Source organism: Streptomyces sp. ICBB 8177 (genome assembly GCF_003144095.1).
Classification (GTDB): Bacteria; Actinomycetota; Actinomycetes; order Streptomycetales; family Streptomycetaceae; genus Streptantibioticus_D.
In genome coordinates, this window is the sequence record NZ_NSKH01000018.1 from 2076429 (window position 1) to 2101036 (window position 24608).

At 71.6% G+C, this 24608-nt stretch carries 19 protein-coding genes; 13 read left to right on the forward strand and 6 right to left on the reverse strand.

Going from position 1 to position 24608, the window contains the following annotated elements; translation table 11 throughout:
- Positions 1 to 36: 36 nt before the first annotated feature.
- From CK485_RS17860 to CK485_RS17885, 6 genes are all read left to right on the forward strand, one after another.
- The gene (locus CK485_RS17860; protein WP_109451748.1) at positions 37 to 1671 is read left to right on the forward strand and encodes an APC family permease; all 1635 of its coding nucleotides are present in this window, start codon (positions 37 to 39) and stop codon (positions 1669 to 1671) included.
- Between the two features lie 194 nt (positions 1672 to 1865).
- Positions 1866 to 2327: an RpiB/LacA/LacB family sugar-phosphate isomerase gene (locus CK485_RS17865; protein ID WP_109451750.1), complete on the forward strand. Its 462-nt coding sequence runs from the start codon at positions 1866 to 1868 to the stop codon at positions 2325 to 2327.
- Complete coding sequence (locus tag CK485_RS17870; protein ID WP_109451751.1) at positions 2327 to 2497, forward strand: SPOR domain-containing protein; 171 nt, start codon at positions 2327 to 2329, stop codon at positions 2495 to 2497. The genes CK485_RS17865 and CK485_RS17870 overlap by 1 nt, the downstream gene beginning before the upstream one ends.
- Before the next feature lie 59 nt (positions 2498 to 2556).
- Positions 2557 to 2961 (forward strand): (deoxy)nucleoside triphosphate pyrophosphohydrolase, encoded by a 405-nt coding sequence (locus CK485_RS17875; protein ID WP_109451753.1) that lies wholly within the window; start codon positions 2557 to 2559, stop codon positions 2959 to 2961.
- Between the two features lie 108 nt (positions 2962 to 3069).
- Positions 3070 to 5658 (forward strand): SpoIIE family protein phosphatase, encoded by a 2589-nt coding sequence (locus tag CK485_RS17880; protein WP_109451755.1) that lies wholly within the window; start codon positions 3070 to 3072, stop codon positions 5656 to 5658.
- A 234-nt stretch (positions 5659 to 5892) separates the two neighbouring features.
- Positions 5893 to 8166, forward strand: coding sequence for a SpoIIE family protein phosphatase (locus CK485_RS17885; RefSeq protein ID WP_109451756.1), 2274 nt, complete (start codon positions 5893 to 5895; stop codon positions 8164 to 8166).
- A 69-nt stretch (positions 8167 to 8235) separates the two neighbouring features.
- Here the strand turns inward: CK485_RS17885 and CK485_RS17890 are convergent, their stop codons facing one another.
- From CK485_RS17890 to CK485_RS17905, 4 genes are all read right to left on the reverse strand, one after another.
- A complete protein-coding gene (locus CK485_RS17890; protein ID WP_109451758.1) occupies positions 8236 to 9003 on the reverse strand; it encodes a succinate dehydrogenase/fumarate reductase iron-sulfur subunit in 768 nt (255 codons plus the stop codon).
- The gene (locus CK485_RS17895; RefSeq protein WP_109451760.1) at positions 9000 to 10943 is read right to left on the reverse strand and encodes a fumarate reductase/succinate dehydrogenase flavoprotein subunit; all 1944 of its coding nucleotides are present in this window, start codon (positions 10941 to 10943) and stop codon (positions 9000 to 9002) included. The genes CK485_RS17890 and CK485_RS17895 overlap by 4 nt, the downstream gene beginning before the upstream one ends.
- A gap of 15 nt (positions 10944 to 10958) precedes the next feature.
- Positions 10959 to 11777, reverse strand: coding sequence for a hypothetical protein (locus tag CK485_RS17900; protein WP_109451762.1), 819 nt, complete (start codon positions 11775 to 11777; stop codon positions 10959 to 10961).
- Between the two features lie 68 nt (positions 11778 to 11845).
- Complete coding sequence (locus CK485_RS17905) at positions 11846 to 12133, reverse strand: hypothetical protein (RefSeq protein WP_109451764.1); 288 nt, start codon at positions 12131 to 12133, stop codon at positions 11846 to 11848.
- A 291-nt stretch (positions 12134 to 12424) separates the two neighbouring features.
- Between CK485_RS17905 and CK485_RS17910 the strand changes: the two genes are divergently transcribed.
- From CK485_RS17910 to CK485_RS17940, 7 genes are all read left to right on the forward strand, one after another.
- The gene (locus CK485_RS17910) at positions 12425 to 14347 is read left to right on the forward strand and encodes an ABC transporter family substrate-binding protein (RefSeq protein WP_109451765.1); all 1923 of its coding nucleotides are present in this window, start codon (positions 12425 to 12427) and stop codon (positions 14345 to 14347) included.
- 188 nt (positions 14348 to 14535) lie between these two features.
- On the forward strand, positions 14536 to 16401 hold the full coding sequence (gene typA / locus CK485_RS17915) for a translational GTPase TypA (protein ID WP_109451767.1): 1866 nt from the start codon (positions 14536 to 14538) through the stop codon (positions 16399 to 16401).
- Positions 16402 to 16645: 244 nt separating this feature from the next.
- Positions 16646 to 18271 carry an ABC transporter substrate-binding protein gene (locus CK485_RS17920; protein ID WP_109451768.1) on the forward strand — a complete coding sequence of 542 codons (1626 nt, stop codon included), beginning with the start codon at positions 16646 to 16648 and terminating at the stop codon, positions 18269 to 18271.
- Positions 18272 to 18357: 86 nt separating this feature from the next.
- Entirely contained in the window at positions 18358 to 19281 is a 924-nt protein-coding gene (locus tag CK485_RS17925) for an ABC transporter permease (RefSeq protein ID WP_109451770.1), read from the forward strand.
- Positions 19274 to 20269, forward strand: coding sequence for an ABC transporter permease (locus tag CK485_RS17930; protein WP_109451772.1), 996 nt, complete (start codon positions 19274 to 19276; stop codon positions 20267 to 20269). Before CK485_RS17925 ends, CK485_RS17930 begins: the two co-directional genes overlap by 8 nt.
- An 11-nt stretch (positions 20270 to 20280) precedes the next feature.
- Entirely contained in the window at positions 20281 to 21300 is a 1020-nt protein-coding gene (locus tag CK485_RS17935; protein WP_109451774.1) for an ABC transporter ATP-binding protein, read from the forward strand.
- On the forward strand, positions 21290 to 22354 hold the full coding sequence (locus tag CK485_RS17940; protein WP_109451776.1) for a dipeptide ABC transporter ATP-binding protein: 1065 nt from the start codon (positions 21290 to 21292) through the stop codon (positions 22352 to 22354). The genes CK485_RS17935 and CK485_RS17940 overlap by 11 nt, the downstream gene beginning before the upstream one ends.
- 142 nt (positions 22355 to 22496) lie before the next feature.
- Here the strand turns inward: CK485_RS17940 and CK485_RS17945 are convergent, their stop codons facing one another.
- Both CK485_RS17945 and CK485_RS17950 read right to left on the reverse strand, forming a co-directional pair.
- Complete coding sequence (locus CK485_RS17945) at positions 22497 to 23627, reverse strand: acyl-CoA dehydrogenase family protein (RefSeq protein WP_109453194.1); 1131 nt, start codon at positions 23625 to 23627, stop codon at positions 22497 to 22499.
- Between the two features lie 14 nt (positions 23628 to 23641).
- Positions 23642 to 24601 (reverse strand): diiron oxygenase, encoded by a 960-nt coding sequence (locus CK485_RS17950; RefSeq protein WP_109451778.1) that lies wholly within the window; start codon positions 24599 to 24601, stop codon positions 23642 to 23644.
- Between the last annotated feature and the right edge of the window lie 7 nt (positions 24602 to 24608).

Genomic DNA, 24608 nt, shown 5'->3' on the forward strand with positions numbered 1-24608 from the left:
GCAAGGCGACGGGGAGAAGAAAGGGGAACCAACGTTTTGTCGGGTTCCAACTACCGCCGGTCCCTCGGCACGGTCTCACTGACGGCCGTCGGCCTCGGATCGATCATCGGCTCCGGCTGGCTCTTCGGCGCCGCCAAGGCGGCCCACCTGGCCGGTCCCGCGGCGATCCTCGCCTGGGTGATCGGTGCCGTGGTCGCCTTGACCATCGCGCTGACCTACACCGAGCTGGGCTCGATGTTCCCCAAGGCGGGCGGCATGGTCCGCTACGGCCAGTACTCGCACGGCTCGCTCGCCGGCTACCTGGCGGCCTGGGCGAACTGGATCGCCATCGTCTCGGTGATCCCCGGTGAGGCCACCGCCTCGGTGCAGTACATGGCCTCCTGGAAGTGGGCCTGGGCGAAGGGCCTGTACGACGGCAAGGAGCTGACGCTCTCCGGCGTCGCGCTCGCCAGCGTGCTGCTGATCGTCTACTTCGTGCTGAACTGGTTCGCGATCTCGCTGTTCGCCAAGACCAACACCGCGATCACCGTCTTCAAGATCGTCGTGCCCACGCTGACCGCGGTCACGCTGATGCTGTCGCACTTCGACACGCACAACCTGCACCGCGCGGGCGGCTTCGCCCCCAGCGGCTGGAGCGCGGTCTTCAACGCGGTCGCCGTCTCCGGCATCGTGTGGGCCTTCAACGGCTTCCAGTCGCCGCTGAACATGGCCGCCGAGGCCCGCAACCCCAGGAAGTCGCTGCCCAAGGCGGTCATCAGCTCCATCCTGATCGCCCTGGTCATCTACGTGGCCCTGCAGATCGCCTTCCTGATGGCGGTCCCGGCGCACGACCTGAACTCCGGCGGCTGGGCGGGCCTGAACTTCGACTCGCCGCTCGCCGACCTCGCCATCGCCTGGGGCATCAACTGGCTCGCCGTCCTGCTCTACGCGGACGCGTTCATCTCCCCGTCCGGCACCGGCATGATCTACGCGGCGACCACCTCCCGCATGATCCACGGCGTCCAGGAGAACGGCCACCTGCCCAAGGTCTTCGGCCGCGTCGACCCGAAGACCGGCGTGCCGCGCCCGGCGCTCGTGCTCAACCTGGTCGTGGCCTTCGCCTTCCTCGCCGTCTTCCGCGGCTGGGGCTCGCTGGCCGCGATCGTCTCGGTCGCCACCGTCATCTCCTACATCACCGGTCCCGTGGCCGTGATGTCGCTGCGGCGGATCGCGCCCGACATGCCGCGGCCGGTGATGCTCAAGGCGATGCCGGTGATCGCGCCGATCGCCATGGTCTTCGGCTCGCTGGTGCTCTACTGGGCCAAGTGGCCGCTGACCGGCAAGGTCATCCTGCTCATGGCGATCGGGCTGCCGATCTGGGCCTGGTACGAGCTGCGCAAGCCGTGGGAGCAGCTCAAGCCGCACCTGAAGGCGGGCGTGTGGATGATCGCCTACCTCTTCGTGATGGCGGCGGTCTCCTACGCGGGCAGCAAGGACTACGGCGGCCGGGGATGGATCCCGGAGGGCGTCGACCTCGGCGTCGTCGCCGTGATCGGCCTGGTCTTCTACGTCTGGGGTCTGCGCAGCGCCTGGCCGAACCCGTCGCTGGCCGAGGCGCTGCGGGAGGCGGAGGAGTCCGCCGGTGCCGCCGCGGGCGACGACGAGGGCGAACGCGTCGCGTCCACCGCCTGACCGCGCCCACCCGTCACCCGAGGGCCCCCGCCCGGCGTACGCGCCGGACGGGGGCCCTCGGCGTGCCGGTGCCACCGCCCGGGCGGCGGTGCCGCACGGAGCCGCCCGGCGAGGCCCGTCAACTCCTGGCCGGATCACGTCCGTTCGCGGCCGAAGCGGCCCATTCGACGGCGTACGGGCGTACGCTCTGGCATATGCGGATCGCCGTTTCCTCGGACATGGATGAGCCGGTCGCCCGGGTCCTCGTCTACGAGCTGCGTCAACGCGGGCACGAGGTGTCCGCGTTCGGCGCGCTGCGCTCCGGCGACCGGGACGGCGCGGGGCGCGCGGACTGGGCCTGGTCGGCCGAGGCCGCCGCGCGGGAGGTCGCCGAGGGCCGCGCGGAACAGGCCGTCGTGTGCTGCTGGACCGGCACCGGCGCCTCGATCGCGGCCAACAAGGTGCCGGGCGTGCGGGCCGCCTTGTGCACCGACGCGTACACCGCCGACGGCGCCCGCAAGTGGAACGACGCCAACGTTCTCGCGCTGGGCCTGCGGCTGACCTCGGAGCCGCAGCTGAAGGAGATCCTGGACGCCTGGTTCGCGGGCGCGCCCAGCGGCGAGGACGAGGTCCGGGCCAACGTCGCACACGTCACCGAACTCGACGGAGGCGCCTGATGGAGGAACTCCTGTGGGCCGTCATACGCGAGGACGAGGGCGGCAACCGCTACCGCGTCGGCCGCTACGGCACCCGTGAGGAGGCCGAGCGGGTGGCCCGCCGCTTCGACGACGGCGCGGACGACCGCCGCTACGTGGTCGAACGCGTCGACCAGCGCCGGGCCTCCTGAGGTCCCCTGAGGCGGCCGGGAGCGCCGGGGCCGCCGCCAAGCGCCCGTAGGGTGGGCGCATGACGACGCGCGTGGTGGTGGGCGGTGCGGTGCTGCGCGGGGGCCGGCTGCTGGCCGCGCGCCGCAGCGCCCCCGCCGAGCTGGCCGGCCGCTGGGAACTGCCCGGCGGCAAGGTGGAACCGGGGGAGACCCCGCCGCAGGCGCTGGTGCGCGAACTGCGCGAGGAACTCGGTGTGACCGCCGAGCCGGTCGAGCGCGTCCCCGGTGCCTGGCCGCTGCGCCCGGGCCTGGAACTGCACGTGTGGACGGCGCGGCTGACCGCCGGTGAGCCCGAGCCGCTCCAGGACCACGACGCGCTGCGCTGGCTGGCCCCGGACGAGGCGGACGAGGTCGACTGGCTCGACCAGGACCGCCCCGCGGTCGCCGAGGTGGTCAGGAGGCTGGCGGCCGTACCGGGCGTCTGAACGGGTCAGTCCCCGTGCTCGCGCGCGTATACTGCGCTGATCATGGGGGTACGGGCAACTTGCCCTGTATGTCCGTTCCGGGTGTCCGTTCCTGGGGAGGTGCGCCGGATGACCACCGGGCCCGACGCGCCCCCGCCGCACGACCCGCCCCTGCCCCCGCTGCCCGACGCGAGCGGTGAGCTGACGGGGGGCCTGCTGGACGCCCTGCGCGTCGGCATCGTCATGATGGACACCCGCGGTCGCGTGGTGCTGTGGTCGCCGCTGGCCGAGGAGATGCTGGGCTGGGCCGGCGAGCACATCGTCGGCCGCCGCATCGAGCACATCATCGAGCCGGGGCGGCCCGCCGCCGACCCCGCTCCCGGCACCGCGAGCCGGTCCGCAGCCGACCCCGCTCCCCGGACCGCGAGCCGGTCCGCCGCGCCGGGCACCGAGCCGGGCCGCGACCTCGCCGACCGGCTGCTCGCCGAGCTGATGCGGGCCGGCCGCTGGGGCGGCGTGCTGCCGATGCGCCACCGCGACGGGCACACCCTCCAGGTCGAGGTGCGCGCCTCGCTGCTGGTGGACGGGGACGGCAAGCCGTTCGTGCTGGCCTCGCTCGCCGACACCCGGCTGCTGCGCGACCTGGAGCACGACCTCGCCGTCGTCGACGCGGTCTTCGACACCGCCGCCCTCGGCATCGCCATCTTCGACACCGACCTGCGCTACGTCCGGGTCAACCAGGCGCTGGCGCGGATGAACAGGCTGCCGGTCGAGGGGCATCTCGGACGCACCGTCAAGGAGGTCAGGCCGGGACGTGCCGGCGAGGAGCTGACCATGGTGCAGCGCGAGGTGCTCACCACCGGCCGCACGGTGGTCGACCTGCTGGTCCCGGGCCCCGACGGCGACGGCTACCGCTCGACCTCGTACAGCAGGATCACCGACCACGCGGGGCGGGTGCTGGGCATCTCCTGCGTGGTCATGGACGTCACCGACCGCTTCATGGCCTCCGCCAAGGTCGAGCGCACCCGGCACCGGCTCGCCGTGCTCAGCGACGTCGGCGGCGTGCTGTCGGAGCTGATGGACGTCGACCGCAGGGCGCAGTCGCTGGCCGAGGCGCTGGTCCCCGGGTTCTGCGACTACGCGGGCGTGCTGGTGGTCCGGGACATCGCGGCGGGCGGGGAACTGCCCCGCGAGCCGCTGCGGGGCGGCACCCCGCTGGTGCTGCTGGGTGTCGCGACCGGTCCCGACCAGGCCGAGGTGGCCGCGTTGCTGCGCCCCGGCGGGCGGCTGAGCTTCCCCGAGGGCTCGCCGCTGTCGGACGTGCTTGCGGGCGGTCCGGCGTGGTTCGCCGAGACCCCGGCCGACCTGCGCGGCGGAGCGTTCTCGCCGCTCGGCGACCCGCGCATCAAGGCCGCACTCGACCTGGGCGTCGGCTCCCTGCTCGCGGTGCCGCTGCGGGCCAGGGACGTGGTGCTGGGGCTGCTGATCGTCGGCCGCGCGGTCTCCCGCGACCCGTTCGACGCCGACGACCTCGCGCTCGCCTACGAACTGGCCGACCGCGCGGGCGCCGCGCTGGACAACGCCCGGCTGTACGCCCGCGAGCGGGAGGGCGCGCTGATGATCCAGCGCAGCCTGCTGCCGCAGCGGGTGCCGCGGCTGCCCGGCGTGGAGGTCGCGTTCCGCTACGTGCCGGGCAGCACCGGCGCGGAGGCGGGCGGGGACTGGTTCGACGTGGTGCCGCTGGCCGGGGGGCGGGTGGCGCTGGTGGTCGGCGACGTGATGGGCCACGGGCTGCGGGCGGCGGCCACCATGGGCCGGCTGCGCACCGCGGTGCGCACCCTGGCGGGCCTGGACATGGCGCCGGACGAACTGCTGCGCAGGATCAACGACTTGTCGGAGGACTTCGCGCCCGGCCCCGACGAGCCGATGATGGCCACCTTCGTCTACGCCGTCTACGACCCCTCCACCCGCACCTGCGTCGTCGCCACCGCCGGCCACCTGCCGCCGCTGCTGATCGACCCGGCGGCCCCGGGCGAGCACCGCGTGCGGCAGATCGAGGTGCCCCCCAACACCCCGATCGGGGTCTTCGCCGTGGAGTTCGAGTCGGCCGAGGTGGAGGTGCCGGACGGCGCCGTCCTCGTGCTCTACACCGACGGCCTGGTCGAGCGGCGCGGCGAGGACATCACCGAGGGGGTCGACCGGCTGCGGGGGATCCTCGGCCGTCCGTACGACTTCCTGGAGGACCTCTGCGACGACGTGGTGGTCGGCATGGTCCCGCAGCGCGAGCCCGACGACGTGGCGCTGATGGCGGTGCGGCTCGGCGGGCTGCCGGAGGGCTCCACCATGGCCTGGACCTTTCCCGCCGAACCCAGCGCTGTGCGGCGGGCGAGGCGGCACGTGCGTACCACACTCGCCGGGTGGGACTTGAGCGCTCTGAGCGATGTGACCGTACTCCTCGTCAGCGAACTGGTGACCAACTCGCTGCGGCACGCGCACGGGCCGATCGGGGTCCGCATGGTGCGCGGCGCCTCGCTGCTGGTCGAGGTCTCCGATCCGCTGCCGGACCCGCCCCGGGCGAGGGCGGCGGCGGACGACGACGAAGGAGGGCGTGGCATGCACCTGGTGGCCCGGGCCTCGCGACGCTGGGGGACCCGGCAGGGGCCGCTGGGCAAGACGGTGTGGTTCGAACTGGCGTTGCCGGGTAGCCGACCTGGCTGACGCCGCTGGTGAAGCCGAGATCATGCTGTGATCGGCTGGACCGTTTTTCCGACGATGTCAGTGCCGAATACTGCGTTGGTACTGGATACTCGGAAGCGGCTGGTCCGGGTCCTGTGAAGCTCCGGGGGACCTCCCCGGGCCCCAGATACGGAGGGGTCGTGCGCTGCATACGCTCCGGTGGAGGCTGCTCCGCCGTACCGCGCGAAGTTGCCGTTGGCCGGGCGGGGGCGGTCCATGCCTGACCTTCCGCGGCCCAGGGACACCGGCGCGGCTGACGAGGGCCGGCCGGATTCCGGCGCTCCGAGCAGTCCGGGCGGGCAGGGCGCGCCGCCGCGTCAAGTCTCCGTCCCCGCCTACGAGATCGCGACCTTCGAGGCGATTTTCAGCCAGTCGTCGATGGGGCTGTTCCTCGCCGACGCCGACCTGAGACTCTTCCGCGTCAACGAGCACTTCGCACGGGTCTACGGCCGCCCCGCGGAGGACTACGCGGGCCGCGCCCCGCACGACTTCCTGCCGCGTGTCGAGGCCGACCGGCTGACCGCCGCGCTGCGCCAGGTGCTCGACAGCGGTGAGCCGGTGCTCGACATGCAGGTCGTCGGCTCCAGCCCGGTGCACCGAGGCCGCCGCCGCTTCTCGGTGTCGCTGTACCGGCTGCACGACACCGACGGCGCGGTCATCGGGGTCGCCGGGGTGGCCACCGACGTGACGACCGCTCAGCGGGCGGAGCGGGAGGCCGCGCACACCCGGCGCGACCTGGCGCTGCTCAACGAGGCGGGCGCGCGCATCGGCAACTCGCTCGACCTGGAGACCACCGCCCGCCAGCTGCTCGACGTCGCCGTGCCGCACTTTTGCGACCTGGCCGCCGTCGACCTGTACAAGGCGCTGGTGTCCGGCGACGAGGACCCGGTCGGCACCGGGGACGGCAGCGCGGAACTGCGGCGGGTCGCCGGCGCGTCGGCGGTCTCCGGCGGCCCGGAGGAACTCGGCGGCGACGAGGGCGACGGCGCGGTGCAGGTCGGCGCCGTGCACCGCTACCCGTTCGGCTCGGTGGCCGCCAAGGCGCTGCGCACCGGGCAGGTGCAGTCGGTCAGCACCCCCGACGGGGGCGACGAGCAGCCGGACATGGCGGACGGCTCGGCGGGCGGCGTGGTGCGCTCCACGCTGGTGGTCCCGATGGTCGGCCGGGACACCGTGCTCGGCGTCGTGCACTTCTCCCGTGCCAAGGGCAGCGAGCCCTTCGGCGAACGCGACGTCGCGCTCGCCGCGGAACTCACCGCCCGCGCCGCGGTCTGCATCGACAACGCCCGCCTCTACCGGCGCGAGCACGAACGCGCCCTGCTGCTCCAGCGCAGCCTGCTGCCGCCGGGCAATCCGGAGGCGGCCGGCCTGGACATCGCCTGCCGCTACCTGCCCGGCAACGCGGCGGCCGAGGTGGGCGGCGACTGGTTCGACGTCATCGACCTGCCCGGTCACCGCACCGCGCTGGTCGTCGGCGACGTGATGGGCCGCGGGCTGCGCGCCGCCGTGGCGATGGGCGAACTGCGCACCGCCGTGCGCACGCTGGCCCTGCTCGACCTCGAACCGGCCGAGGTGCTCAGCCAGTTGGACGAGATCGCCCGTGGGCTGTCCGACCCCTCGGTGGGCCGCAGCCGCCGGGCCAAGGACCGCGACGCCGACGACCTGGCCGAGGTCTACCTGGCCACGTGCGTCTACGCCGTCTACGACGCGGTCACCCGACGGGTGACCATCGCCAACGCGGGCCATCTGCCGCCGGTCGTCCTCCAGCCCGGCGACCAGGCGCTGATGCTGGACGTGCCGCACGGCCTGCCGCTGGGCGTCGGCGGTGAACCCTTCGAGGAGGTCGACGTCGAACTCCCCGACGGCGCCCTGCTCGCCCTGTACACCGACGGCCTGGTGGAGTCCCGGCACCACGCGCTGGACGAGGGCCTGGAGGCCCTGCGCGACGCGCTGACCGGGGCCGCGCTGCCGCTGGAGGACGCCTGCGACCACGTGCTGGCCGAGCTGGACACCCAGCACGGCGAGGACGACGTGGCGCTGCTGATGGCCCGGGTACGGGGGCTGCCCGCCGACGCGGTGGGGGACTGGACGCTGCCGCCGCAGGGGCAGTCGGTCGCGCAGGCCCGCGAGCTGGCCCGTGCCCGCCTGGAGGGCTGGGGCCTGAGCGAACTCGTCGACACCACCGAGCTGTTGGTGAGCGAACTGGTCACCAACGCGCTGCGGCACGGCAAGGGCGACATCCGGCTGCGGCTGCTGCTCGACCGCACGCTGGTGTGCGAGGTGTGGGACTCCGGTCTGGTGCAGCCGCGCCGCCGCCGGGCCCGCGACACCGACGAGGGCGGCCGGGGCCTGCAACTCGTCAGCCTGCTCAGCCGCAGCTGGGGCAGCCGGCGCACCCCGTACGGCAAGACCGTCTGGTTCGAACTCAACCTCCCGGACGGCCAGTCGAAGGCCCCGGACCTGGCCGAGGCCCTGCTGAGCATGTACTGACGGTCTCGGCGCTCGCCGCCCCGCCCGACGCGCCCGCACCCGCCGCGCGCCGGGCGCCGGGCGGGGGCGTCAGCCGCCCCGGCGGAAGATGCGCTCCCCCAGCCACACCAGCGGGTCGTACTTGCGGTCGGCGGTGCGTTCCTTCATGGGGATCAGCGCGTTGTCCGTGATGCGGATCTGCTCGGGGCAGACCTCCGTGCAGCACTTGGTGATGTTGCAGTAGCCCAGGCCGTGCACGTCCTGGGCGGTCCTCGCGCGGTCGAGGCCGGTCTCTGCCGCGGCGTCCAGGGGGTGCATGTCGAGTTCGGCGATGCGCATCAGGAAGCGGGGGCCCGCGAAGTCGGGTTTGTTCTCCTCGTGGTCGCGCACCACGTGGCAGGTGTTCTGGCACAGGAAGCACTCGATGCACTTGCGGAACTCCTGCGAGCGCCCGACGTCCTGCTGCGCCATCCGGTACTCGCCCGGCGCCAGCCCCGGCGGCGGGACGAACGAGGGGATCTCGCGCGCCTTCGCGTAGTTGAACGACACGTCCGTGACCAGGTCGCGCAGCACCGGGAAGGCGCGCATCGGGGTCACCGTGACCGTCTCGTCCTCGGTGAAGACCGACATGCGGGTCATGCACATCAGCCGCGGCCTGCCGTTGACCTCCGCGCTGCACGAACCGCACTTGCCCGCCTTGCAGTTCCACCGCACCGCGAGGTCGTGCGCCTGGGTGGCCTGGAGGCGGTGGATGATGTCGAGGACGACCTCGCCCTCGTTCACCTCCACCTCGAAGTCCTTCAGCTCGCCGCCCTCCGCGTCGCCGCGCCAGACCCTGAAGTGCCCGGTGTAACTCACTGGCCCAGCTCCTCGTCGGTGAGGTACTTGCGCAGTTCTTCCTTCTCGAACAGGCCCAGCAGGTCGGCGCGGATCGGCGGCATGTCCCGGCGCCGCAGTCTGATCTGCCCCATGGCCGGGTCCTGCGCCGCCAACTCGTTTGCCGGGGAGGCGAGTTCGCACACCAGGTTGGTCCCGCGCCAGCGGCGGTCCATCTGCGGGTGGTCGTCGCGGGTGTGGCCGCCCCGGCTCTCGGTACGCTCCAGCGCGGCGCGCGCCACGCACTCGCTGACCAGCAGCATGTTGCGCAGGTCGATCGCCAGGTGCCAGCCCGGGTTGAACTGGCGGTGGCCCTCCACCCCGGCCCGCCGCGACCGCGTGCGCAGGGCGGCCAGCCGGGTCAGCGCCTGCGCCATCTCCTCTTCCCTGCGGATGATGCCGACCAGGTCGTTCATCGTCTGCTGGAGCTCCTGGTGCAGGGCGTACGGGTTCTCGGGCGGGGTAACGGCACCCCCGGCGTCCGCCCGCTCCGCGCTGAACGGCCGCAGCGCCTCCGCCGCCGCCGCGTCCACCTGCGCGTCCGCCACCGCGGGCCGCTCCGCCGCGGGCAGCGCCTCGGCGTACCGGGCGGCGTGCAGCCCGGCCCTGCGGCCGAAGACCAGCAGGTCGGACAGGGAGTTGCCGCCGAGCCGATTGGAGCCGTGCATGCCGCCCGCCACCTCGCCCGCCGCGAACAGCCCCGGCACCCCGGTGGTCGCCGCCGTGTCCGGGTCGACGTCGACGCCGCCCATCACGTAGTGGCAGGTCGGTCCGACCTCCATCGGCTCCGCCGTGATGTCCACGTCCGCCAGCTCCAGGAACTGGTGGTGCATGGACGGCAGCCTGCGCCGGATCTCGTCGGCGGGCAGACGGCTCGCGATGTCCAGGAAGACCCCGCCGTGCGGGGAGCCGCGGCCCGCCTTCACCTCGGAGTTGATGGCGCGGGCCACCTCGTCGCGGGGCAGCAGCTCGGGCGGGCGGCGGTGGGTGTCGGGGTCGGTGTACCAGCCGTCCGCCTCCTCCTCGGAGGTGGCGTACTTGTCCTTGAACACCTCGGGCACGTAGTCGAACATGAACCGCTTGCCGTCGCTGTTGCGCAGCACCCCGCCGTCACCGCGCACGCCCTCGGTGACCAGGATGCCCTTGACCGACGGCGGCCAGACCATGCCCGTCGGATGGAACTGCACGAACTCCATGTTGACCAGCGGCGCCCCCGCCAGCAGGGCCAGCGCGTGCCCGTCGCCGGTGTACTCCCAGGAGTTGGAGGTCACCTTGAACGACTTGCCGATGCCGCCGGTGGCCAGCACGACGGCCGGCGCCTCGATGACGAAGAAGCGCCCCGACTCGCGCTCGTAGCCGAAGACCCCGGCGACCCGCTCGCCGTCCTTGAGGACCCGGGTGACCGTGCACTCCTGGAAGACCCGCAGCCGTGCCTCGAAGTCGCCCGCGTCGGCGAAGTCCTCCTGCTGGAGCGCGACGATCCGCTGCTGGAGGGTGCGGATCAGTTCGAGACCGGTGCGGTCGCCGACGTGGGCCAGCCGCGCGTACTCGTGGCCGCCGAAGTTGCGCTGCGCGATGCGCCCGTCCTTCGTACGGTCGAACAGCGCGCCCCAGGACTCCAGTTCCCACACCCGCTCGGGCGCCTCCTGGGCGTGCAGCTCCGCCATCCGCCAGTGGTTGAGGAACTTGCCGCCGCGCAGGGTGTCGCGGAAATGGACCTGCCAGTTGTCGTGCGGGTTGGAGTTGCCCATGCTGGCCGCGATGCCGCCCTCGGCCATCACCGTGTGCGCCTTGCCGAACAGGGACTTGCAGATGACCGCCGTGCGCAGGCCCTGGCCGCGCGCCTCGATGGCGGCCCGCAGCCCCGCGCCGCCCGCGCCCACCACGACCACGTCGTAGCTGTGCCGTTCGACTGCCGTCATCGCGTCGTGCCCCTCCTAGAAGAACCGCGGGTCGGCGAACGCGCCGCTCGCGACCAGGTAGACGTACAGGTCGGCGATCGCCACACCGGCCAGCGACGCCCACGCCAGCGCCATGTGGTGGGCGTTGAGCCTGCTCACCCAGGTCCACATCCGGTAGCGCACCGGGTGCCGGGAGAAGTGCCTGAGCCGGCCGCCCACGATGTGCCGGCACGAGTGGCAGGAGAGGGTGTACGCCCAGATCAGCGCGATGTTGGCGAGCAGCACCAGGGTGCCGAGGCCCATGTGGCCCCAGTGGCCTGCCGGGTCGCGGAAGCCCAGGGCGGCGTCGTAGCTGAGGATCACCGCGAAGGCGAGCGCGAAGTAGAAGAAGTAGCGGTGGACGTTCTGCAGCACCAGCGGCAGCCGGGTCTCGCCGGTGTACTTGGCGTGCGGCTCGGCGACCGCGCACGCCGGGGGAGCGCTCCAGAAGCCCCGGTAGTACGCCTTGCGGTAGTAGTAGCAGGTCAGCCGGAAGCCCAGCGGGAAGATCAGCACGATGATCGCCGGCGAGATCCCCCACCAGGGCCCGAAGACCGCCAGGTCCGCGCCGCCGCGCACCGGCACGCAGTCGCTCGCGAGGCAGGGCGAGTAGAACGGTGAGACGTAGGGCGCCGCGTAGTAGTCGGCGCCTGCGAACGCCCGCCACGTCGAGTAGACGACGAACGCGGTCAGCACCACGACGGTGACCGTGGGCGCGAGCCACCAGCGGTCGGTGCGAAGATGCCGCGCCGGGATCGCGGCGCGACCGGGGGTGTGCACGCCCGCGGGCGGACGCGGGCGCTCGATGCTGGCCAAATCGGACTCCCGGAGCGTAGGAGCGGTCGCCGCCGCGCGGGCGGCGGAGGGGCGCCGTCAGGACCCGTTCACGGGGCGTGGCGGTCGCGCGCGCCGAGCCCTTCCTCCTCCGCGTCACTCCACAGGCTCCGGTCGTAGGGCGCGTCCGGGACCTGCACGATGTCCTGCCGCCCGCTCCCGGCCGCGCCGCGCGTCGTCTCGCGCAGCAGCGCCAGGCTCTCGCGCAGGTGGTCGGCGTCGGTACGCACCCTGCGCATGTCCAGGGTGTGGCCGACCTGCGGTTCGACCGAGGCGAGACCGCGGACCAGATCGTCGAGGTTCCGTTGGATTGCCGACAGATCATCCTGAAGAGGCATGGTTCGCACCTTATCGAGGGCCTCGTCGGAGACGGGCCAGGCCGAGGGTCGCGTGCGAGAAGTGTCGCGCGTCACACGGGGGCTGTGAAGGGGGCGTGTCGCCGGGGCGGCCCGGGAGGCGGCGGGGACGGGTCGCCCGGGCGGCCGGGCCGGGCCGCCGCGGCGGCGCGGGATGGGCCGCCCGGGTGGTGTGGGCCGCAGGGCGGCGCGTGTCGCCCCGCGTGCCCCCGGACGCCTCGCTACCAGTAGATGCGATAAGCGACAAATATCGTCATCAGCGGAGGTACGACCATGCACCGCACCCCTCGCGCCAGGCGGCGCGCCGCCGGAGCCGCTGCCGCCGCGGGCGTGCTCGCGGCGGCCGCCCTGGCCGGATGCTCCCCGTCCTCCGACGCCGACCACGTACCCGCCGCCGTCGACGTCGCCTCGGCCTCCCGGGGCGCCGTCAAGGACGGCGGCACGCTGCGCTGGGCGGTCGACGACATCCCCGGCACCCTGAACACCTTCCAGGCCGCCGCCGACCAGGAGACCTCCCAGATCGCGGCCGCCACGCTCCCGTCGCTGTTCACCGTGGACGGCGAGGGCAGGCCGCAGCGCGACGGCGACTTCCTCCAGTCGGCGAAGGTGACCTCCACCAAGCCGCAGACGGTGGTCTACCAGCTGAACCCCAAGGCGGTCTGGAGCAACGGGCGCCCGCTGTCGGCCGCCGACTTCACCGCCCAGTGGAAGGCGCTCAGCGGTGCGAACGCCGCGTTCTGGAGCGCCCACAACGCGGGCTACGACCGGATCGCCTCGGTCCGCCAGGGCAAGGACGCCCACGAGGTCGAGGTCACCTTCAAGGAGCCGATGGCGGCCTGGCAGTCGCTGTTCACGCCGCTGTACCCGAAGGAGGTCACCGGCACCCCGGACGCCTTCAACGACAGCGCCCGCGACAGCCTGAAGGTCTCGGCGGGCCCGTTCGCGGTGCAGTCGGTCGACACCTCCGCCGGGACCGCGACGCTGGCGCGCAACCCGAAGTGGTGGGGGGACCGGGCCAAGCTGAGCCATCTGGTCTTCAAGGCCGTCCCCACCGCCAGGCGCGCCGCCGCGCTCGCCGACGGCACCGTCGACGTCGCCAGGATCGACACCTCCGCGCAGGCCCGCGTCGAGGGCGAACGCGGCATCCGCGTCCACCGCACGCTCGACCCGTCGTACGCCCAGCTCACTTTGAACGGCGCCTCGGGACCGCTCGCCGACCAGCGGGTGCGGCAGGCGGTGGCCCGGGCCATCGACCGGCAGGCGATCGCCACCTACGTGCTCAAGCCCGCCGGGCTGCCCGCCAGCACCCTCGGCAACCACCTGGTGCTCGGCTCGCAGTACGGCTACCGCGACGACAGCTCCGCGGTCGGCGGCACCGACGTGAAGTCCGCGCAGGCGCTGCTGGCGGACGCGGGCTGGCAGCAGGGCCACGCGGCGCAGGCCACGCCGGGCGCGAAGGCCGCGGGCCCGCAGCCGGGCAAGCCGGCGCCGTCCGGCTCGGCGAGCGCGAGCGGCTCGGCTTCTCCTTCGGCCTCCGCCTCCGCCTCGGCCTCGCCCTCCGGCTCCGGTGCGGCCGACGGCGACGGCACCGAGGCCGCCGACGCCACCCAGTCGGCGGGCGCCGCCCAGGCCGCCGACCAGCAGGCGATCGTGCAGCCCGCGGCGGTGCGGACGAACAAGGCCGGGCACCCGCTCGCGCTGCGCTTCGTCCTGCCGCAGGACTCGCCCACCCTGGACGCGGTCGGCGACCGCATCGCCCACATGCTCGCGGCCGTCGGCGTGCGCACCGAGATCGACAAGGTCAGCGACGACAGCTTCTTCCACGACCACATCGCCTCCGGCGACTTCGACCTGGCCCTGTACGACTGGCCGGGCAGCGCCTACCCGGCCTACGACGCCCGGCCGGTCTACGGCAAGCCGGTGCCGGCCGCCGACGGCTCGCTGACCGTGCGGGAGAACTACTCGCGCGTCGGCACCGACCGCATCGACCAGCTGCTGGACCAGGCCGGCGACGAGCTGGACCAGGGCAGGGCGCAGGACCTGACCGCGCAGGCGGACGAGCGGATCTGGGCGGAGGCCGGCTCCGTGCCGCTCTACCAGCCGCCGCAGCTGGTGGCCACCCGCACCTCGGTCGCCAACGCCGGGGCGTTCGGCTTCCTCACCCCGCGCTACCAGGACATCGGCTTCCGCAAGTAGCCGTACGACCCGCGCACCCGCAGGGCCGCGACGGACCTGCGTGACCGGGTACGCACCCCGCCGGGGCGGCCGATGCCGCCCCGGCCCCGTACCATGGGGTCAGGCCGTGGCGTGACGTTGCCCGGCGGGCGCGGCCACCGGACCACGGCACGCGCCGTCATCCACGAATCCGGGAGAAGCGCCGCAGTATGCCCACGCGCCACGACATCCGCAATGTCGCCATCGTCGCCCACGTCGACCACGGCAAGACCACGCTGGTCGACGCCATGCTCAAGCAGGCCGGAGCCTTCGCCGCCCATCAGCACGTCGACGACCGCGTGATGGACTCCAACGACCTGGAGCGTGAGAAGGGCATCACGATCCTGGCGAAGAACACCGCGGTCAAGTACCACCCCAAGGGCGGCGGCGACCCGGTCACCATCAACATCATCGACACCCCCGGCCACGCCGACTTCGGCGGCGAGGTCGAGCGCGGCCTGTCCATGGTGGACGCGGTCGTGCTGCTGGTGGACGCCTCCGAGGGCCCGCTGCCGCAGACCCGCTTCGTGCTGCGCAAGGCGCTGTCCGCGCGGCTGCCGGTCATCCTGTGCATCAACAAGACCGACCGCCCCGACTCGCGGATCGACGAGGTCGTCAACGAGACCTACGACCTCTTCCTCGACCTGGACGCCGACGAGGACCAGATCGAGTTCCCGATCGTCTACGCCTGCGCCCGCGACGGCATCGCCTCGCTGACCAAGCCGGAGGACGGCACCGTCCCGGCCGACAGCGAGAACCTGGAGCCGTTCTTCTCCACGCTGCTGGAGCACGTGCCCGCGCCCACGTACGACGACGCCGCGCCGTTGCAGGCGCACGTCACCAACCTCGACGCCGACAACTTCCTCGGCCGCATCGCGCTGCTGCGCGTCGAGCAGGGCCACCTGCGCAAGGGCCAGACGGTGGCGTGGATCAAGCGCGACGGGTCGATGCAGAACGTGCGCATCACCGAGCTGATGATGACCGAGGCGCTCACCCGCAAGCCCGCCGACGAGGCCGGCCCGGGCGACATCTGCGCGGTCGCCGGCATCCCGGAGATCATGATCGGCGAGACGCTGGCCGACCCGGAGAACCCGATCGCGCTGCCGCTGATCACGGTGGACGAGCCGGCCATCTCGATGACCATCGGCACCAACACCTCCCCGCTGGTCGGCAAGGGCGGTAAGGGCCACAAGGTCACCGCCCGCCTGGTCAAGGACCGCCTGGACCGCGAGCTGATCGGCAACGTCTCGCTGCGCGTGCTGCCCACCGAGCGCCCCGACGCCTGGGAGGTGCAGGGCCGCGGTGAGCTGGCGCTGGCGATCCTGGTGGAGACCATGCGCCGGGAGGGCTTCGAGCTGACCGTCGGCAAGCCCGAGGTGGTCACCAAGGAGATCGACGGCAAGATCCACGAGCCGATCGAGCGGATGACCATCGACTCGCCCGAGGAGCACCTCGGCGCCATCACCCAGCTGATGGCCGCCCGCAAGGGCCGCATGGAGACGATGACCAACCACGGCTCCGGCTGGATCCGGATGGAGTGGATCGTGCCGTCGCGCGGCCTGATCGGCTTCCGCACCGAGTTCCTCACCCAGACCCGCGGCACCGGCATCGCGCACTCCATCTTCGAGGGCCACGAGCCGTGGTTCGGCGAGCTGCGCACCCGCAACAACGGCTCCCTGGTCGCCGACCGCGCCGGTGTGGTGACCGCGTTCGCGATGACCAACCTCCAGGAGCGCGGCGTGCTGTTCGTCTCGCCGACGACCGAGGTGTACGAGGGCATGATCGTCGGTGAGAACTCGCGCTCCGACGACATGGACGTGAACATCACCAAGGAGAAGAAGCTCACCAACATGCGGTCCTCGACCGCCGACGTCACCGAGTCGCTGGTCCCGCCGCGTCTGCTCTCCCTGGAGCAGTCCCTGGAGTTCTGCCGCGACGACGAGTGCATCGAGGTCACCCCGGAGACGGTCCGCATCCGCAAGGTCGTCCTCGACCAGAAGGAACGAGGCCGAGCCGCGGCCCGCGCCAAGCGCTGACGCTTCTCCCGCCGAGGGGGCGCATCCTGCAAGGGTGCGCCCCCTCGGTATGTCCGGGGGCGGTCGACCCGGGCCCTCGACTCGACTCACGGCGGTCTCCGTGACGCCCGTACTGCAAGCGGGCGGATATTCCGACATGAATGGGATTTTCTGACCGTATGTGAGCTGTTATGGGCCGCTCGGGGTGTGAGCTGGGTTCCTGCGTGAGACGGATCCGAGCTCCACTGTCCCGAGGGAGGCGCCGATGCCTGGAGCCACGCGCGTGAAGTGGGCGGTGTGTGCCGCGGCGGTGGCGGTCGCGGCGACCGCCTGCGGGGGAGGCGGCGGGGGCGGGGGCGGGGTCGACGGGATCGTGCGGGCCTCCTGGGGGGACCCGCAGAACCCGCTGGAGCCGGCCAACACCAACGAGGTGCAGGGCGGCAAGGTGCTGGACATGATCTTCCGCGGCCTGAAGAAGTACGACCCGCGCACCGGTGTCGCCGAGAACTGGCTTGCGAAGTCCATCACCACCACCGACCAGCGGGACTTCACCATCACCCTGAAGCCCGGCTGGAAGTTCTCCAACGGCGAGCCGGTCACCGCCCACTCCTTCGTCGACGCCTGGAACTACGGCGCGGCGCTGAAGAACAAGCAGGTCAACGCGAGCTTCTTCGCGTACATCGACGGCTACGACCAGGTGCACCCCAACTCCGGCAACCCGACCGCCACCACCATGTCGGGGCTGAGGGTCAAGGACGACGACACCTTCACCGTGCGGCTCACGCAGAAGTTCTCGACCTGGCCTGACACCCTCGGCTACTCGGCGTTCTACCCGCTGCCCCGGTCGTTCTTCACCGACCACGCGGGCTGGCTCAGGAAGCCGGTCGGCGACGGCCCGTACGAGGTCTCCTCGTACACCAAGGGCTCGCTCATGGCGCTGCGCACCTGGCACGGCTACCAGGGCCCGGACAAGGCCCGCAACGGCGGCGTGGACCTGCGGGTCTACACCGACAACAACACCGCCTACACCGACCTCCAGGCGGGCAACCTCGACCTGGTGGACGACATCCCGGCCACCCAGCTGAAGAACGTCAAGCGCGACCTCGGCTCGCGCTACATCAACCAGCCGGCCGGCATCATCCAGACCATCTCGTTCCCGATGTACGACCCGAAGTGGACCGGGGCCGACTCCGACAAGCTGCGCCAGGGCATCTCGATGGCCATCGACCGGGCCTCCATCACCAAGCGCATCTTCGACGGCACCCGCACCCCCGCCTCCGACTGGACCTCACCCGTGCTCGGCGCCAAGGGCGGCTTCAAGCAGGGGCTGTGCGGCGGCGTCTGCGACTTCGACCCGGCGCGGGCCAGGCAGCTGATCAAGGAGGGCGGCGGGCTGCCCGGCGGTCGTATGCAGATCGCGTACAACGCGGACACCGGCTCCCACAAGGAGTGGATCGACGCCGTCTGCAACAGCGTCAACAACGTGCTGGGCAACGACAAGGCCTGCGTGGGCGCACCGGTCGGCACCTTCGCCGACTTCCGCAACCAGATCACCGCCAAGTCCGAGACCCAGCCGTTCCGCGCGGGCTGGCAGATGGACTACCCGCTCATCCAGGACTTCCTCCAGCCGCTGTACTACACCGGCGGCTCCTCCAACGACTCGCACTGGAGCGACAAGGACTTCGACGCGCTGGTCGACCAGGCCAACGCGCAGTCCGACAGCGCGCAGGCGGTCATCGCCTTCCAGAACGCCGAGCGCGTCCTCGCCGCCCAGGTCCCCGCCATCCCGCTGTGGTACCAGAACGGCAACGCGGGCTACGCCTCGAACCTCTCCAACGTGACGCTCAACCAGTTCAGCGTGCCGGTCTACAACGAGATCACCGTGCACTGACCGCCGCCGGCGCGCGGCGGCAGGCGAAGTCCACCGCGCGCCGGACCCCTGCTGAAACGATCCTCCAACCCCCGCGGGGAGGCCCCATGGGACGGTACGTGATCCGGCGGCTGCTCCAGATGGTCCCGGTCTTCATCGGCAGCACGCTGCTGATCTTCGTGATGGTGTACGCGCTCGGCGACCCCGTGGCGGCCCTGTTCGGCGACCGCGCCCCCGACCCGGCCACCGCCGCCCAGATCCGCAAGGACCTCTACCTCGACCACCCGCTGTGGCAGCAGTACGTGCACTACATGGCGCAGATCTTCCAGGGGAACTTCGGCACCGCCTTCGACGGGCAGCCGGTGCTCACCCTGATGTCGACTGCCTGGCCGCTGACCATCCGCCTCACCATCGTCGCCGTCGTCGTGGAGGCCCTGATCGGTGTGGCGCTGGGCCTGTTCAGCGGGCTGCGCCGGGGGCGGACGGTGGACTCCGGCGTGCTGGTGCTCACCCTCGTCGTGGTGTCCGTGCCGACCTTCGTCAGCGGCTACGTGCTCCAGTACCTGTTCGGCGTCGAGTGGAACTTCGTGAACCCCTCGGTCTCGCCCGCCGCACCGTTCAACGAGCTGCTGCTGCCCGGCATCGTGCTGGCCCTGGTCTCGCTCGCCTACGTGACCCGGCTGACCCGCACCTCCGTCGTCGAGAACCACCGCGCCGACTACGTGCGCACCGCGATCGCCAAGGGCCTGCCGCGCCACCGGGTGGTCCTGCGCCACCTGCTGCGCAACTCCCTCATCCCGGTCGTCACCTTCATCGGCACGGACATCGGGGCCCTGATGGGCGGCGCCATCGTCACCGAGCGCATCTTCAACATCCACGGCGTCGGCTACCAGCTCTACCAGGGCATCCTGCGCCAGAACTCGCCGACCGTCGTCGGCTTCGTCACCATCCTGGTGATCGTCTTCCTGATCGCGAACCTGCTCGTCGACCTGCTCTACGCGGTCCTGGACCCGAGGATCCGGTATGCCTGAACCCTCCAGCGCCCAGGACCCGGCCGAGTCCGTCGGCAACGCCGGGGCGGGCGGCACCATGGACTTCGCCGCGGAACAGGCCGGCTCTCTCACCGCGCCGCCGCCAGGACAGGAGGACCCGCAACCACAGGACACGACGGGACGGCCGCGCAGCCTGTGGTCGGACGCCTGGCACGACCTGCGGCGCAACCCGGTCTTCGTCATCTCCGCACTCGTCATCGTCTTCCTCGTGCTGATCTCCATCTGGCCCAGGCTGATCGCCTCCGGCAACCCGCTCGCCTGCGACATCAACAGGTCGCAGGACGGCCCGGCCCCCGGCCACCCCTTCGGCTTCGACCTCCAGGGCTGCGACGTCTACACCCGCACCGTCTACGGCGCCCGCGCCTCGGTCACCGTCGGGGTGTGCGCGACGGCGGGGGCGGCCGTACTCGGCAGCGTGCTGGGCGGGCTCGCCGGGTACTTCGGCGGCTGGTGGGACGCGCTGCTCTCCCGTGTCAGCGACGTCTTCTTCGGCATCCCCATCGTGCTGGGCGGCCTGGTCTTCCTGTCCGTCGTCACCAACACCACGGTCTGGCCGGTGATCGGCTTCATCGTGCTGCTGGGCTGGCCGCAGATCGCCCGCATCGCGCGCGGCGCGGTCATCACCGCCAAACAGCACGACTACGTGCAGGCCGCCCGGGCCCTCGGCGCGAGCGACTCGCGCATCCTGCTGCGCCACATCGCGCCCAACGCCGTCGCCCCCGTCATCGTCGTCGCCACCATCGCGCTGGGCACCTACATCGCGCTGGAGGCCACGTTGTCCTTCCTGGGCGTCGGCCTGAAGCCGCCCACCGTCTCCTGGGGCATCGACATCTCCACCGCCTCCACCGAGATCCGCGACGCCCCGCACATGCTGCTGTGGCCGGCCGGGGCGCTCAGCCTCACGGTGCTGGCGTTCATCATGCTCGGCGACGCGGTGCGCGACGCCCTCGACCCCAAGTTGCGCTGAGGAGGCGGCAGATGGACACCCTGACCGAGTCCCCCCTGCTCCCACGGACCGACACCCTGCTCGACGTGCGCGACCTGCACGTGGAGTTCCGCACCCGGGACGGGGTCGCCAAGGCCGTCAACGGGGTCAGCTACACGGTGGCCCGGGGCGAGACGCTCGCCGTGCTGGGCGAGTCCGGGTCGGGCAAGTCGGTGACCGCGCAGGCGGTGATGGGCATCCTCGACTCCCCACCCGGCTTCGTCACCAGGGGCGAGATCCTCTTCCGCGGCGAGAACCTGCTGACGATGCCCGCCGACCGGCGGCGCAGGGTGCGCGGCGCGAAGATGGCGATGATCTTCCAGGACGCGCTGTCCGCCCTCAACCCGGTGCTCACCGTGGGCTACCAGCTCGGCGAGATGTTCGTGGTGCACCGGGGGATGTCGCGCAAGGACGCGCGGGCGATGGCGGTCGAGCTGATGGACCGGGTCCGCATCCCGGCCGCGCGGCAACGGGTGGGCGACTACCCGCACCAGTTCTCCGGCGGCATGCGGCAGCGCATCATGATCGCGATGGCGATGGCCCTGGAGCCCGACCTGATCATCGCCGACGAGCCGACGACCGCCCTCGACGTGACCGTGCAGGCCCAGGTGATGGACCTGCTGGCCGAGTTGCGGCAGGAGATGGGGATGGGCCTGATCCTCATCACCCACGACCTCGGGGTGGTCGCCGACGTCGCCGACCGCATCGCCGTGATGTACGCGGGCCGCATCGTGGAGACCGCGCCCGTGCACGACGTCTACCGCGCCCCGGCGCACCCGTACACCAAGGGCCTGCTGGAGTCGATCCCGCGGCTGGACCGCAAGGGCAAGGAGCTGTACGCGATCCGGGGCCTGCCGCCGAGCCTCACCGACGTGCCCCCGGGCTGCGCCTTCAACCCGCGCTGCCCGATGGCCCGGGAGCGCTGCCGTACCGAGGTGCCGCCGCTGTACCGCGTCACGGCGGAACGCGGCAGCGCCTGCCACTACTGGGAGGAGTGCGTCGGTGACGACTGACCGGCGAGGCGCCCGCGAACCCATCCTCCAGGTCAAGGGCCTGGTCAAGCACTTCCCGCTGACCCGGGGCGTGCTGTTCAGGAAGCAGGTCGGCGCGGTGCGGGCGGTCGACGGCGTCGACTTCGACCTGTATCCCGGTGAGACCCTCGGCGTGGTCGGCGAGTCGGGCTGCGGCAAGTCCACGGTGGCCAGGGTGCTGATGAACCTGGAACCGCCGACCTCGGGCCGGGTGCTGTACAAGGGCGAGGACATCACCCGGCTGTCCGGCCGCGCCCTGAAAGCGGTGCGCCGCAACATCCAGATGGTCTTCCAGGACCCGTACACCTCGCTCAACCCCCGTATGACGGTGGGCGACATCGTCGGCGAGCCCTTCGACATCCACCCCGAGGTCGCGCCGCGCGGCGACCGGAGGCGCCGGGTGCGCGAACTGCTCGACGTCGTCGGGCTCAATCCCGAGCACGTCAACCGCTATCCGCACCAGTTCTCCGGCGGCCAGCGCCAGCGCATCGGCATCGCGCGCGGCCTCGCCCTCAACCCCGAGATCATCATCTGCGACGAGCCGGTCTCCGCGCTGGACGTCTCGGTGCAGGCGCAGGTGGTCAACCTGATGGAGCGGCTCCAGCGGGACTTCGGCCTCGCCTACGTCTTCATCGCCCACGACCTGTCCATCGTGCGGCACATCTGCGACCGGGTCGCGGTGATGTACCTCGGGCGGATCGTGGAGACCGGTGGCGACGCGCAGATCTACGAGCATCCCACCCACCCCTACACCCAGGCGCTGCTGTCCGCCGTGCCGGTGCCCGACCCGGACGCCCGCGGCGGCCGCGACCGCATCCTGCTCACCGGCGACGTGCCCTCCCCGGCGGCCGTCCCCTCGGGCTGCCGCTTCCGCACGCGGTGCTGGAAGGCGGAACGGCGGTGCGAGGAGCGGACGCCGGAGCTGGCCGTGCCGCAGGCCTTCCGCGACAGCGGCACACCCGCGGAACACCCGAGCGCCTGCCACTTCGCCCAGGAACGCGTACGGGTGCTGCCGGGGGAGGAGCCGGTCAACTGAAGTCCCTCTGCGAACGGACACCTCCGCCGAGCCTGGGGGGGGCTCAGGGCCCGTGCCGGCGGCGGGGGTGCCGATCCGCCCGACCCGCCACGGCTTCACGAAGAACACCCCGCTGAGGAAACGTCAGTTGACACATCGTCGGTCATGGCTGCGAGGCGAGGTTGCGTCCGATGATGAGCCGCATGATCTCGTTGGTCCCTTCCAGAATCTGGTGGACCCGCAAATCCCGTACGATCTTCTCCAGACCGTAGTCGGACAGGTAGCCGTAGCCTCCGTGCAACTGCAGCGCCTGGTTGGCGACCGAGAAGGCCGCGTCGGTGCAGTAGCGCTTGGCCATGGCGCACAGGTCGACGGCGTTCGCGGCGCCCTCGTCCAGTGCAACAGCGGCTCGCTGGAGGAGCGCCTGGGCCGCCGCAAGCTCCGTCGCCATGTCGGCCAGTTGGAACTGGATCGTGGACTGGTCCATCAGCCGGCGGCCGAACGCCACGCGGTCCCGCAGATAGCGGACGGTGCGTTCGAACGCGCTGCGTGCGCCGCCCAGGGAGCAGGCGGCGATGCTGAGGCGCCCGCCGTTGAGAGCGTTCATCGCGATGCGGAAGCCGGTGCCTTCGGTGGCCAGGCGGTTGCGCACGGGCACCCGCACGCCGTCCAGGACGACCTGGCGCGTGGGCTGCGCTCTCCATCCCATCTTGCGTTCCTCGGGGCCGAAGGAGAGCCCCTCCATGTCCTTCTCCACGACGAAGGCGGAGATGCCTCGAGGCCCCGGCTCCCCGGTCCTGGCCATGACCAGGTACACCTGGGAGGTGCCCGCGCCGGAAATGAACTGCTTGGTGCCGGTGAGCACGTACGCATCGCCGTCGCGGACCGCCCGGGTGCGAAGAGCAGCGGCGTCCGAGCCGGCGCCAGGCTCTGTCAGGCAGTAACTGGCAAGATCGTCCGTCCGGCAGAGCCTGCCGACCCAGCGATCGCGCTGCGCCTGGTCGCCTTCGGTGTCAATCACCGTTGCGACCATGTTGTGGATGGACAGATAGGCGGCGATCGAAGGGCATCCTCCGGCCAGTGCCTCGAACACCAAAATCGCGTCGGTCCGGGAGAGCCCGGAGCCGCCGGACTCCTCGGAGACGGTGACGCCGGCCATGCCCAGGTCGGCCGCCTTGCGCAGAATGTCGACCGGAAAGTACCGGTCGAGGTCCCAGTCCACGGCATTCGGTGCGAGATACTCCGCGGCGAAATCCAGCACCGTTCTGTAGATGTCTTCCTGTTCGCCTGTCATGGAGAACACGGCGATTACCTCCCCGAGCCTGCGATGGTGGACAAAACGCCCTCTGCCTCGCCCTGGTTGAGTCCGAGGTCGTCGAGCAGGATCTGTAAGGGACCCGTGTCCCTGCCGGGGCCAGGAGAGCGGCGACCGGCTCCACCGAGCTCTTCCGAAGTCACCCGCACCTCCCCTTCTGCGGCGACCGCCACCCATGGCGCGAGGTCCGGTGCGCCGAAGGCCCTTAGGCCGGCAGCCAGCGCCTCCCGGAAGAAGTCACGCTCGACCGGAGCCAGTTGCCGGTAGAGCTCGACCGTCAGCTCACGGAAGATGACGGCGTGCCCGCTCTCGTCACGGCGGTGCATGTCGACCGTGATCCGGTTCATGGGCTGAATGCCGGAGTCCGATGACAGCCCGGAAAGGAAGCCGTTGATGGTGGTCTCGGCCGCGAGAGCGAAGGCGATGTCCGACAGGTCGCGGCGCAGACCGGTGAGCCCGGCGAGGTACTCCTCGCGCAGGTTCACCACCGACCAGTCACACGGGTCGAAGTGGAGCGAAGCGAGGTCGCGGCGGCGTCGGGTCACACCGACGGCGTTGTGGCACATCAGGATGTGGTAGTGCTCGTCGATGATGGTCTGGTGTATCGCCGAGACGGCTGCCTCGTCATGCCGTACCGGCAGATGCTCATCCAGCATCAGCCGGCAGGCGGGGAGGATGATCTCGTTCTCGATAGCCGTGGTCTTCAGGTTGTAGGCGATCCAGGCCGCCGACAGGATCCTCTGCCTGGCATCCACGTCGGCCTCGGCGAAGGCGTCGATATCGCGGAAGGGCACCAGGCGCTCCGGAAAGTCGGGGCGATCCGGGTCGAAGTGACCGTCGAGATCGAGTTCGTCCTTCTTGACCGCGACGCGCTTTCCCCACCGGCGCGACAGCTGGACAAGGAGATCTCGTTCGAAGGCGGGCTTCTTTGAGGTGCTGCTGGTCTCGGGCATGGGTTTC

Coding starts and splice junctions, on each gene's coding strand:
- CK485_RS17865 (WP_109451750.1), top strand. CDS start 1,866: ATGCGGATCGCCGTTTCCTCGGACATGGATGAGCCGGTCGCCCGGGTC.
- CK485_RS17870 (WP_109451751.1), top strand. CDS start 2,327: ATGGAGGAACTCCTGTGGGCCGTCATACGCGAGGACGAGGGCGGCAAC.
- CK485_RS17875 (WP_109451753.1), top strand. CDS start 2,557: ATGACGACGCGCGTGGTGGTGGGCGGTGCGGTGCTGCGCGGGGGCCGG.
- CK485_RS17880 (WP_109451755.1), top strand. CDS start 3,070: ATGACCACCGGGCCCGACGCGCCCCCGCCGCACGACCCGCCCCTGCCC.
- CK485_RS17885 (WP_109451756.1), top strand. CDS start 5,893: ATGCCTGACCTTCCGCGGCCCAGGGACACCGGCGCGGCTGACGAGGGC.
- CK485_RS17895 (WP_109451760.1), bottom strand. CDS start 10,943: ATGACGGCAGTCGAACGGCACAGCTACGACGTGGTCGTGGTGGGCGCG.
- CK485_RS17905 (WP_109451764.1), bottom strand. CDS start 12,133: ATGCCTCTTCAGGATGATCTGTCGGCAATCCAACGGAACCTCGACGAT.
- CK485_RS17910 (WP_109451765.1), top strand. CDS start 12,425: ATGCACCGCACCCCTCGCGCCAGGCGGCGCGCCGCCGGAGCCGCTGCC.
- typA (WP_109451767.1), top strand. CDS start 14,536: ATGCCCACGCGCCACGACATCCGCAATGTCGCCATCGTCGCCCACGTC.
- CK485_RS17920 (WP_109451768.1), top strand. CDS start 16,646: ATGCCTGGAGCCACGCGCGTGAAGTGGGCGGTGTGTGCCGCGGCGGTG.
- CK485_RS17925 (WP_109451770.1), top strand. CDS start 18,358: ATGGGACGGTACGTGATCCGGCGGCTGCTCCAGATGGTCCCGGTCTTC.
- CK485_RS17930 (WP_109451772.1), top strand. CDS start 19,274: ATGCCTGAACCCTCCAGCGCCCAGGACCCGGCCGAGTCCGTCGGCAAC.
- CK485_RS17935 (WP_109451774.1), top strand. CDS start 20,281: ATGGACACCCTGACCGAGTCCCCCCTGCTCCCACGGACCGACACCCTG.
- CK485_RS17945 (WP_109453194.1), bottom strand. CDS start 23,627: ATGACAGGCGAACAGGAAGACATCTACAGAACGGTGCTGGATTTCGCC.
- CK485_RS17950 (WP_109451778.1), bottom strand. CDS start 24,601: ATGCCCGAGACCAGCAGCACCTCAAAGAAGCCCGCCTTCGAACGAGAT.